The sequence below is a fragment of the Gordonia sp. IITR100 genome (assembly GCF_002009645.1).
GTDB lineage: Bacteria > Actinomycetota > Actinomycetes > Mycobacteriales > Mycobacteriaceae > Gordonia > Gordonia hongkongensis.
In genome coordinates this window covers 88,005-98,689 of record NZ_MVKV01000019.1, presented here as the reverse complement: position 1 = coordinate 98,689, position 10,685 = coordinate 88,005, and the positions used below count along the sequence as shown (strand labels likewise).

The window sequence follows — 10,685 nt, the reverse complement described above, 5'->3', positions numbered from 1 at the left end:
CCCGGAAGCTAAGCCCTCCAGCGCCAATGGTACTGCACCCTAATCAGTGTGGGAGAGTAGGACACCGCCGAACACAATTTCAGAAAGGCCCCGTATTCGATGATTTCTTTCGTCGGATATGGGGTCTTTCTCGTGCGTCGGTCGCCTGATGCGTCATCGCCGGGCGGCACAACTCAGCAAGGTTCGAGGGCATAGATTGGCAGCTATGAGTGATCGTGATCGTCCGCGCCGCGACGGGCGCGGCCAGCGGGACACACGTGGACAGCGGGATGGCGGTCGAGGTGGCCGGAATGATCGTCCGGGGCGTGACCGCGGATCTGATCGCGGCAGCCGGCAGCCCGGGCCACCGCTACCCGAGGACATCGCGGCGTCGGATCTCGATCCCGAGGTGCGCCGTGATCTGCTGACGCTCGACAAGGCCAACGCCGAGATCGTCGCGCGGCACCTGGTGATGGTGTCGCGCATCCTGCTCGAGGATCCCGTCCAGGCGCTGGAACATGCACGTGCCGCTCGCGCTCGCGCTTCCCGGGTCGGCGTCGTTCGCGAGACCGTCGGCATCGCTGCCTACAACGCGGGCGAGTGGCAGGAGTCGGCGACCGAACTGCGCGCAGCCAAGCGCATCACCGGCAACCCGGCCCTGTTGCCGCTCATCGCCGACTGCGAACGCGGACTCGGGCGCCCTGAGCGTGCCGTCGAGATCGCGCGCGGTGACGAGGGACGGTCACTGACCGGCGACGATGCCACCGAGATGCGGATCGTCGAAGCCGGTGCCCGCATGGACCTCGGTGAACCGGAGAAAGCGGTCGTCACGCTGCAGGCCGAGAACCTCAAGCCCGGGCAGATCGGTACCGGACCGGCCCGTCTCTTCTACGCCTATGCGTCTGCCCTGGAAGCTGCCGGTCGTCGCGACGACGCGATCACCTGGTTCATGAACGCGGCGGCCGCCGACGTCGACGACGTCACGGATGCCGAGTTCCGGTTGACCGAGCTGGCCAACGACGACCAGCCGTCCGAGAGTGTGGGAGTGAACGGCGCTGCGCCAGGCGAGCTCGACAGCCCGCTGTCGGTGCCGGCTGTCGAGCGGGACATCGACTCCGATGCGGACCCGATCCCGCCCGCCTCGGCGCCTGCGCCCGATGTCACTCCCGCAATCGATTCACCTGCTGCGTCCGGTGCCATCGAGAACGACACCATCGAGAAGGACACCATCGAAGCCGTTCCGGGTACGGCCGACCTGTCGCAGACCTCGGATTCGGTGGCGCTTTCCGCCGTTGCTGAGGAAGGGAGCGATCCCGGCGATGACGTGATCGCCGAGTCGACCATCGTGGAAGGGGTGCCCAATCCCCTCGCCACCCTGGACGAGTCGTCGGAAACCGAGTCCGTGGCCGAAACCACCACCGCCTCGCCGTCCGACTCCGTGACCCTCGTCGATCGTCACGACGCACTACTCCTCGACCTGGACGGCACCGTGTTCGCCGGGCACCACGCGCTGCCGAATGCGCTGGATGCCCTCGCCCGGCTGAACATCCCGCGGTTCTTCGTGACCAACAACGCGAGCCGGCGGCCGTCGGAGGTGGCCGAGCACCTGCGTGAGCTGGGGTTCGAGGCGACCGACGACCTTGTCGTCACGAGTGCACAGTCGGGCGCGCGGCTGCTGTCCGAACATCTCGAGCCGGGTTCACGTGCATTGGTGATCGGTACCGACGGACTCGCGCAGGAAGTCCGCGAGGTCGGTGTCGGGGTGACGCGTAGTGCCGACGACCGACCGGCCGCGGTGATCCAGGGACACTCGCCGGACACCGGTTGGGCGCAACTGTCGGAGGCGGCGCTCGCGATCCGGGCCGGCGCGCTGTGGATCGCGACGAACATCGACGCCACCCTGCCGTCCGAACGGGGCCTGCTCGTGGGGAACGGTTCGATGGTCGCCGCGCTGCGCAACGCGACGGGCAAGGACCCCATGGTGGCCGGCAAGCCCGCCGCACCGTTGATGGCCGACGCGATCGCGCGTGCTCGGGCGAGTGCGCCGCTCGTGGTCGGGGACCGGCTGGACACCGACATCGAGGGCGGCCATGCCGTCGGTATCGAGAGCGCCCTGGTACTGACCGGTGTGAGCACGGTGGACGATCTGCTGTCGGCGCCCCCGGAGCAGCGACCCACCTACGTTCTCGACGACCTCGCCGGCCTGTTCGTCGACATCGACGCTGTGCGGGTGTCCGACCAGCCCGGTTGGGACATCACCGTCGAGGGTTCGACCGTGCGGGTCGCCGGTTCCGGCGCGGACGCGGGACTGGTGCCCGCGCTCGCCGCCGCCACCTGGGCCGCAGTCGATGCGGGGTCCGCGGATCCGGACGAATTGCGGGTGATCGCGGAGGGAGCCGCGAGGACCAAGCTCGAGTCCCTCGGTGTCACAGTCGTCGGCTAGCGTGGTCCACGATGACTCACCCGACCGCCTCCCCGGCTGACCCAGGACCGTCCCGGCCCACGCCGGGAGCGATGCCGCGTCGGCAGTTCGACCCCGTCGCCGACGCATTCGCCACCGCCGATGGGGTCGGGGAGCTGCCCGACGTGGAGGCCGAGGTCACCGAGATGCTCGCGCAGGTCGACGAGATCCGTGAATCGGCGGGTGACGCCTTCTCGCTGGCGGCGCTCGAACGTCAGGCGGCGCTTCTCGAGCAGGCCCATGACACGCTCACCGCGGCCCTCGACGCCGTGGACCGACGATGAGACCGGCCTCGGTGCGGAAACCGGAGTCGTCCACGAGGGAGCGGTTCTGACCATGGTCGCCAGAGCACGACTCGATGCCGAACTCGTCCGCCGAGGTCTCGCCCGATCGCGCGAACAGGCGCGTGAGCTCGTCGATGCCGGGTCGGTCCGGGTCAACGGGACCATCGCGTCGAAGGCGGCCACCGGGGTCACCCGGGACACCCCGATCGTCGTCGACGAGGGTCCGCGAGACGACTGGGCGTCACGAGGCGCGCACAAGCTCCTCGGTGCGCTCGAGGCGTTCGAGCCGGGTGGCCTGACGGTGGAGGGGCGTCGGTGCCTCGACGCCGGCGCATCGACCGGGGGATTCACCGATGTACTGCTGCGCCGCGGGGCCCGCGAGGTGGTCGCCGCGGACGTCGGATACGGACAACTGATCTGGCGGTTGCAGAACGACGAGCGCGTCGTGGTCCACGACCGGACCAACGTCCGGCACCTCGAGCCCGGGTCCATCGGCGGCCCGGTCGACGTCGTGGTCGCCGACCTGTCGTTCATCTCGCTGGGCCTGGTGCTGCCCGCGCTGGCCCGTTGCTGCGCGCCGGGCGCCGACCTGCTGCCCATGGTCAAACCGCAGTTCGAGGTCGGCAAGGACCGGGTGGGGTCGGGCGGCGTGGTCCGCGATCCCGCGCTACGCGCCGAGGCGGTACTCGGGGTGGCGACCGAGGCCGCCGCGCACGGACTGCGGACGCGCGGCGTGGTGGCGAGCCCGCTGCCCGGGCCGTCGGGGAACGTCGAGTACTTCCTGTGGTTGCACAACGAGCTCGCCGACCGGACGGGCGAGGAGTCGGGGTGGAGCGATAGGGTCGACCGGGCGGACTCGACCGACGCGGATCGCCTCCTCGGGTCCGCGGACGAACTCCGGGACATGATCGAACAGGCGGTCGCCGCGGGACCGCGCTGACCGCTGGGCCCGCGTCTCCGTACCGACACCGCACTTGTCCCAGACCGCACTTCGATGGAGGGGATCACCAGTGACCGACGATCCGGCACCGGACCACACCGGTGCCCGCGAGTTCTTGGTGGTCGCCCACACCGGACGCGAGAACGTGCTCGAGACCATCGAGGCGATCGCGCGCCACTGCGCGGCCGCCGACGTCGCGCTGCGCGTGGTCGACCACGACACCCTCGACCGCGACGCCCCCGATCACGATGTGCTGTACCGGAACAACGAGGGCGAGTCGCCCCGTCCCCGCAACGTACCGGTCGACCCCGAATACCTGCGTTCGCTCGGCGCGGTCGTCGAGGTCACGACGGCCGAGTCCGCGACGGCAGAGGGCTGCGAACTCGTCATCGTCCTGGGCGGTGACGGCACCTTCCTCCGGGCCGCCGAGCTGGCCTATCCCGCCGAGGTCCCGGTCCTGGGTATCAATCTCGGACACATCGGCTTCCTCGCCGAGGCCGAGGCGCATCGCGTCGACGAGGTCATGACCCAGCTGATCGCCCGGGACTACCGCATCGAACCGCGGATGACCCTCGACATCGCCATCGTGGACCCGGCCGACCCGGATCCGCCGACCGCGTGCAGCTGGGCGCTCAACGAGGTCGCGGTCCTGAACACGAGCAACAACGGTGTCCTCGAGCTCGTGACCGAGGTCGACGGCCGGCCGGTCTCGGCCTTCGGCGCCGACGGAGTGCTGGTGTCGACACCGACCGGGTCGACGGCCTACGCGTTCTCCGCCGGCGGGCCGGTGATGTGGCCCGACCTCGAGGCCATCCTGGTCGTGCCGAACAACGCCCACGCCCTGTTCGCCCGGCCGATGGTGACGAGTCCGCGATCGCGGATCGCGGTGGAGGTGGACAAGAACGGGCGGTCCGCGCTGGCGCTGTGCGACGGCCGACGCGCACTCGACGTGCCCGCGGGAGCGCGGGTCGAGGTGGTGCGCAGCGAACGGTCGGTGCGTTGGATCCGGATCGATTCCGACCCCTTCGCCGACCGACTGGTCACCAAGTTCGCCCTCCCGGTCACGGGATGGCGAGGGAGGCAGGCATAGTCGTGCTCGAAGAGATCTCGATCTCCGGTCTCGGTGTCATCGAGGAGGCGCAGGCGCGCTTCCATCCGGGATTCACGGTGCTCACCGGCGAGACCGGAGCGGGCAAGACGATGATCGTCACCAGCCTGCACCTGCTGTCCGGTGCCCGTGCCGACGCGACGCGCGTCCGGACCGGCAGCCCCAAGGCAGTCGTCGAGGGCCGGTTCCGGCTCGCGAACAACGGCGGAGCGCACCGGGATCCGGTCGTCGCCGACATCCTGGACTCCACCGGAGCCGAACTCGACGACGACGACACCGTCATCGCGGTCCGGTCGGTCAGCGCCGACGGACGATCCCGCGCCCATCTGGGCGGCCGGTCCGTTCCGGTGGGCGTCATGGGCCAACTCACCACGGCGGTCCTGGCCATCCACGGCCAGAACGACCAGTTGCGGCTCCTCCGCCCCGAACACCAGCGCGCGGCACTCGACACGTTCGCCGGCCCGAAGGCGGCTGCGGCGCTGGACTCATACCGGAAGGCACGAACGGCCTGGGTCGAGGTCCTCGACGAACTCGACGCCCGGCGCGCCAACTACCGGGAACTCGCGCAGGAAGCCGACCGGCTGCGGTTCGGCATCGACGAGATCGCCGCCGTCGATCCGGTGCCCGGCGAGGACGAGGAGCTGACCGCGACGATCCGCCGGCTCTCCGACCTGGAGTCCATCCGTGGTGCCGCCGACCAGGCGCACGCCATCGTCGCCGGAGATTCGGGATCGTCGGTCATCGAAGGACTCGGAACGGTGCGCACGCTGCTGGAGACCGCGGCCGACGACACGCTGCGTGATCTCGTACCGCGCGTCGCCGAGGCGCTCACCGTCATCACCGATGTCGGCGCCGAACTGACCGCCTTCACGTCGGGCCTACCCGCCGACGCCGAGGAGCTCGACAAGTTGCTCGCCCGTCAGGCCGAGCTGAAGACGCTCGTCCGCAAGTACGCGCCGGATGTCGACGGGGTGATCGACTGGCGCCACAAGGCCGAGGCCCGGCTCGCGGAGATCGAGGACCCACGGGCCTCCATCGAGGAGCTCGAGGTTGCCGCGACGGCGGCCCGGGGCAAGGTGCAGGCCGCGGCGGACAAGTTGCACACGCTGCGGTCCAAGGCCGCGAAGTCGATGGCCGACAAGGTGTCTCGAGAGCTCAAGGGGCTGGCGATGGGGGACTCGGCGCTGGCGGTCGCGGTCAACCCGGATGCGGCGACGCCCGACGACCGGCTGACCGTCAGCGTCGCGGGCACCGCCGCGCACGCCGGCGCCGACGGCGCGGACAAGGTCGAATTCGCACTTCTCGCTCATCCCGGCGCCACGCCGCTGCCCATCGCGAAATCGGCGTCGGGCGGCGAACTCTCACGGGTCATGCTCGCCCTCGAAGTCGTCCTCGCCGCACCCACCTCGGGATCGGTGATGGTCTTCGACGAGGTCGACGCCGGGGTCGGTGGTCGCGCGGCCGTGGAGATCGGGAAGCGGTTGTCGAGGCTGGCCCGAGCACACCAGGTGATCGTGGTGACCCACCTCCCTCAAGTCGCGGCGTTCGCCGACAACCACCTGGTCATCGGCAAGAGCAAGAAGGGCGCGCTCGTCACCAGCAGTGTGCGCACCCTCGATCGGAGCGAGCGAGTGGCGGAGTTGGCCCGCATGCTCGCGGGCCTGGGGGAGTCCGACACCGGGCGCGCCCACGCCGAGGAACTGCTGGCCACCGCGGAGGCGGAGCGCGCCGCCGACTGAGCACCGCCGACGGTGAAACACGTGGTGCGTGTGTGACAAAAGTTGCTGTTGTTACGGCGCGCCTCCCCGGCTGAGGCGTGCCTTCGGCCGATCATGGCCGTCATGAAGATGCCTGCACTGCTCGCGCGTAACACCGAAGAACTGCCTGGCGTGACCGGTATCGCCAGAATCGACAAGAACACGAAACGGCTGCTCAACCGCGTCGGGCCGGGCGACATCGCCATCCTCGACGAGGTCGACCTCGACCGGGTGACCGCCGACGCGCTCGTCGAGGCCAACGTAGTGGCCGTGGTCAACGCCTCGCGGTCGATCACCGGCCGCTACCCCAACCTCGGACCCGAGGTCCTGGTGGCCTCCGGCATCGTGCTGCTCGACGATGTGGGTCCGGAGATCTTCAAGCGGGTCAAGGACGGTGCCAAGGTGCGGGTCCACAACGACCGGCTCCTCGTCGGCGAACGGCGACTCGCCCTCGGTACCGAGCTCGAGGAGCGCGACATCGCCGACATCATGATCGGTGCCAAGGCGGGCCTCGTCGACCATCTCGAGGCGTTCTCGGGCAACACGATCGAGTTCATCCGCAGCGAGTCGCCGCTGCTGATCGACGGGGTCGGTGTGCCGGAGATCGACGTCGACGTCGCAGGCCGTCACGTCGTCATCGTCGGCGAAGGTGCCGACCGTGCTGCCGACCTCCGCTCGCTGAAGCCGTTCATCAAGGAGTACCAGCCCGTCATGGTGGGCGTCGGGGCCGGTGCGGACACGCTGATGAAGGCCGGGTACAAGCCGTCGATCATCGTCGGCGATCCCGAGACCATGAAGACTCCGACGCTGAAATCCGGTGCACAGCTGGTGCTTCCGGCCGACACCGACGGACATGCGACCGGGCTCGAACGCATTCAGGACCTCGGCATCGGGGCCACCACGTTCCCGGCTGCCGGGTCGGCCGGCGACCTCGCGTTGCTGCTCACCGACTACCACGGCGCCGACCTGATCGTCACCGTCGGCTACCCGGGATCGCTTGACGACTTCTTCGACCGGTCGCGCCGGGAGAGCAATCCGTCGATGTTCCTGACCCGACTGAAGGTGGGCCAGAAGCTCGTCGACGCGAAGGCGGTCGCCACGCTCTACCGCAGCCGGGTGTCGGGTGCTGCCATCGCGTGTGTCGTGCTGGCGGCACTCGTCGCCGTCATCGCCGCCGTGCTGCTGTCGAACGCGGGCACCGACATCACCGACTGGATCGTCGTGCAGTGGAATGCGCTGCTCGACTGGGCTCGAGAGGTCTGGAACCGGTAGCCGATGATCTCGCTACGACAGCATGCGATCTCGCTGATCGCGGTCTTCCTCGCGCTCGCCCTGGGACTGTTCCTGGGGTCGGGATTCGTCGGGGACCGCGTCAACTCGATGACCGGCACGAGTCGTGACCGCATCGGCGACCTGGAGAGCGAGCGCGACGATCTCAACGCAAAGCTCAACGCCTCCAACAGCTTCGACCTCGCCATCACGCCCCGGCTGATCGCGAACAAGCTCAAGGGGCAGTCCGTGCTGGTGGTCACCGCACCGAACGCGGCGGATGCCGATGTCGATGCGGTCAAGGAATCGATCTCGGGTGCCGGTGCCCGCTTCGGCGGACAGATCGGCTTGACCGACGCACTGCTCACCGACGGCAAGGCCGAGGAGCTGCGGACGATCGTCGACCAGACCATTCCGCCGGGCACGATGCTGCGCGCGGAACTGACCGATTCCGGGGGCCGGGTGGGGGACCTGCTCGGGGCCCTCGTGCTGTCGAACGAGACGGCACGGCCGGCGTCGTCCGGGGACCGTCGGACCGGTCTGGCGACACTGCGCGACGGTGGGTTCATCGACTACGCCGACAACGCGATCACCCCGACCGATCTGGTGGTGGTGGTGACCGGTGACGAGTTCGGTCCGGACTCCGGTGCGCAGGGCACGCTGGTCGGCCGCCTGGCCGCCACGCTGTCGGCACGCGGGGTCGGCGGGGTACTGGTCGGACGCACCGGCTCCGCGGCGGGCGGGTCGCCGATCGCCATCGTCCGCTCGGATCCGTCGCTGGCCAACGCGGTCTCGACCGTCGACAACATCGACCAGCCGACGGGTCTCATCACGACGATCCTCGCCCTGGCCGCCGAGGCCGACGGGACGACCGGCTCCTACGGCACCGGCCCGGGCGCGACCGCGATCACCGTCGGTGCCGACGGACGACCGGCCGCCTGAGATCGAGTCCGCCACCGAACGCGAGCACCGCCACACCCGTCGACGGTGTGGCGGTGCGGCGTCGGGCGTCGGTGGTGTTACCCTGGAGTCCCGTAGGTAATCAGGGCATCGGCCCCGATTCGGCCGACGGGAGACACTTCTTTTGCGACCACTTCGCCATGTACACGACACCAAGCACATCTTTGTGACCGGTGGCGTCGCCTCTTCGCTGGGCAAGGGCCTGACGGCCTCCAGCCTGGGTCAGCTTCTCACCTCGCGGGGCCTGCGGGTCACCATGCAGAAGCTCGATCCGTATCTGAACGTCGATCCGGGCACCATGAATCCGTTCCAGCACGGTGAGGTGTTCGTGACCGAGGACGGCGCCGAGACCGATCTCGACGTCGGACATTACGAGCGTTTCCTCGACCGCAATCTCTCGCAGTCGGCGAATGTGACCACCGGACAGGTGTATTCGTCGGTCATCGCCAAGGAGCGCCGCGGCGAGTACCTCGGTGAAACCGTTCAGGTCATCCCGCACATCACCGACGAGCTCAAGTCGCGCGTGCTGGCCATGGCCGAACCCGACGCCGACGGTGAGGTGCCCGATGTGGTCATCACCGAGATCGGTGGCACTGTCGGCGACATCGAGTCGCTGCCGTTCATCGAGGCCGCGCGCCAGGTGCGCCACGACGTCGGCCGCGACAATGTCTTCTTCCTGCACGTCTCGCTCGTGCCCTACCTCGCGCCGTCGGGGGAACTCAAGACCAAGCCGACCCAGCACTCGGTCGCCGCGCTGCGCAACGTCGGCATCCAGCCCGACGCGCTGATCCTGCGCTGCGACCGCGATGTGCCCGAAGGGCTCAAGAAGAAGATCGCGCTCATGTGCGACGTCGAACTCGACGGCGTGATCTCGACCCCCGACGCCCCGTCGATCTACGACATCCCGAAGGTGCTCCACAGCGAGCACCTCGACGCCTACGTGGTCCGCAAGCTCGGTCTGCCGTTCCGCGACGTCGACTGGACGGTGTGGGGCGAGCTCCTCCGCCGTGTGCACGAGCCGCGCGAGACAGTGCGTGTCGCGCTGGTCGGCAAGTACGTCGATCTCCCCGACGCCTACCTGTCGGTGACCGAGGCCATCCGCGCCGGTGGCTTCGCCTGGAAGGCGCGCACCGAGATCAAGTGGGTGCCGTCGGATGAGTGCGCCACCCCGGCCGGCGCGCAGGCCGCCCTCGGCGACGTCGACGCGATCCTGATCCCCGGCGGCTTCGGCATCCGCGGCATCGAGGGCAAGGTCGGTGCCATCTCGTACGCACGGCGGCGCGGGATCCCGCTGCTGGGCTTGTGCCTCGGGCTGCAATGTGTGGTCATCGAGGCGGCGCGCTCGGTCGGCCTCGACGAGGCCAGCTCGACCGAGTTCGACCCGGAGACCCCGCACCCGGTGATCTCGACGATGGCCGATCAGGCCGACGCCGTGGCCGGCGACGCCGACCTGGGCGGCACCATGCGACTCGGTGCCTACGACGCCGTGCTGAAGGCCGGATCCGTCGTCGCCGAGGCCTACGGGACGCGGGAGGTGTCCGAACGTCACCGTCATCGCTTCGAGGTCAACAACGCCTACCGCGACAAGATCGCCGACTCCGGGCTCGTGTTCTCGGGTACCTCGCCCGATGGGCACCTCGTCGAATTCGTCGAGTACCCCAAGTCGGTGCACCCGTACCTGGTTGCCACGCAGGCACACCCGGAGCTCAAGAGTCGGCCGACCCGGCCGCATCCGTTGTTCCGGTCGTTCATCGAGGCGGCCCTGAAGTACAAGGCGGCCGAACGTCTTCCGGTCGACCTCGGCGACGACTACGAGTCGAACGACGCTCCCGCGGACGCGGTGGCCGCCGTCAACGCGGTCACGGTGGAACCGGTCGCCGGGCTGGGCGAGGCAGTCCTCGACGACCCTGCCGGCAGGGACTGACCG

Annotated in this window: 8 protein-coding genes; all 8 read left to right on the top strand. The window is 69.2% G+C overall.

Translation table 11 applies throughout. The annotated features are described in order from the left end of the window. The first annotated feature begins 205 nt into the window (after positions 1–205). The 8 genes from B1818_RS20560 to B1818_RS20525 all read left to right on the top strand — a co-directional run bounded on the left by B1818_RS20560 (position 206) and on the right by B1818_RS20525 (position 10,682). Positions 206–2,422 carry an HAD-IIA family hydrolase gene (locus tag B1818_RS20560; RefSeq protein WP_058253149.1) on the top strand — a complete coding sequence of 739 codons (2,217 nt, stop codon included), beginning with the start codon at positions 206–208 and terminating at the stop codon, positions 2,420–2,422. Between the two features lie 11 nt (positions 2,423–2,433). Continuing rightward, on the top strand, positions 2,434–2,724 hold the full coding sequence (locus B1818_RS20555; protein WP_058253150.1) for a hypothetical protein: 291 nt from the start codon (positions 2,434–2,436) through the stop codon (positions 2,722–2,724). A gap of 52 nt (positions 2,725–2,776) precedes the next feature. Next, positions 2,777–3,664: a TlyA family RNA methyltransferase gene (locus B1818_RS20550; protein ID WP_058253214.1), complete on the top strand. Its 888-nt coding sequence runs from the start codon at positions 2,777–2,779 to the stop codon at positions 3,662–3,664. Positions 3,665–3,734: 70 nt separating this feature from the next. Further along, on the top strand, positions 3,735–4,754 hold the full coding sequence (locus B1818_RS20545; RefSeq protein WP_058253151.1) for an NAD kinase: 1,020 nt from the start codon (positions 3,735–3,737) through the stop codon (positions 4,752–4,754). Between the two features lie 2 nt (positions 4,755–4,756). After that, on the top strand, positions 4,757–6,511 hold the full coding sequence (recN, locus tag B1818_RS20540; protein WP_058253152.1) for a DNA repair protein RecN: 1,755 nt from the start codon (positions 4,757–4,759) through the stop codon (positions 6,509–6,511). Positions 6,512–6,613: 102 nt separating this feature from the next. Continuing rightward, positions 6,614–7,801 (top strand): putative cytokinetic ring protein SteA, encoded by a 1,188-nt coding sequence (gene steA, locus B1818_RS20535; protein ID WP_058253215.1) that lies wholly within the window; start codon positions 6,614–6,616, stop codon positions 7,799–7,801. 3 nt (positions 7,802–7,804) lie between these two features. After that, positions 7,805–8,740, top strand: a complete 936-nt coding sequence (locus tag B1818_RS20530) for a copper transporter (RefSeq protein ID WP_058253153.1) — start codon at positions 7,805–7,807, stop codon at positions 8,738–8,740. A gap of 142 nt (positions 8,741–8,882) precedes the next feature. Beyond that, a complete protein-coding gene (locus B1818_RS20525; protein ID WP_078113827.1) occupies positions 8,883–10,682 on the top strand; it encodes a CTP synthase in 1,800 nt (599 codons plus the stop codon). The last annotated feature ends 3 nt before the right edge of the window (positions 10,683–10,685 follow it).

What these genes read in the sequence shown, in the direction of transcription:
- B1818_RS20555 (WP_058253150.1), top strand. Translation starts at nt 2,434, where the DNA reads ATGACTCACCCGACCGCCTCCCCGGCTGACCCAGGACCGTCCCGGCCC.
- B1818_RS20560 (WP_058253149.1), top strand. Translation starts at nt 206, where the DNA reads ATGAGTGATCGTGATCGTCCGCGCCGCGACGGGCGCGGCCAGCGGGAC.
- steA (WP_058253215.1), top strand. Translation starts at nt 6,614, where the DNA reads ATGAAGATGCCTGCACTGCTCGCGCGTAACACCGAAGAACTGCCTGGC.
- B1818_RS20550 (WP_058253214.1), top strand. Translation starts at nt 2,777, where the DNA reads ATGGTCGCCAGAGCACGACTCGATGCCGAACTCGTCCGCCGAGGTCTC.
- B1818_RS20530 (WP_058253153.1), top strand. Translation starts at nt 7,805, where the DNA reads ATGATCTCGCTACGACAGCATGCGATCTCGCTGATCGCGGTCTTCCTC.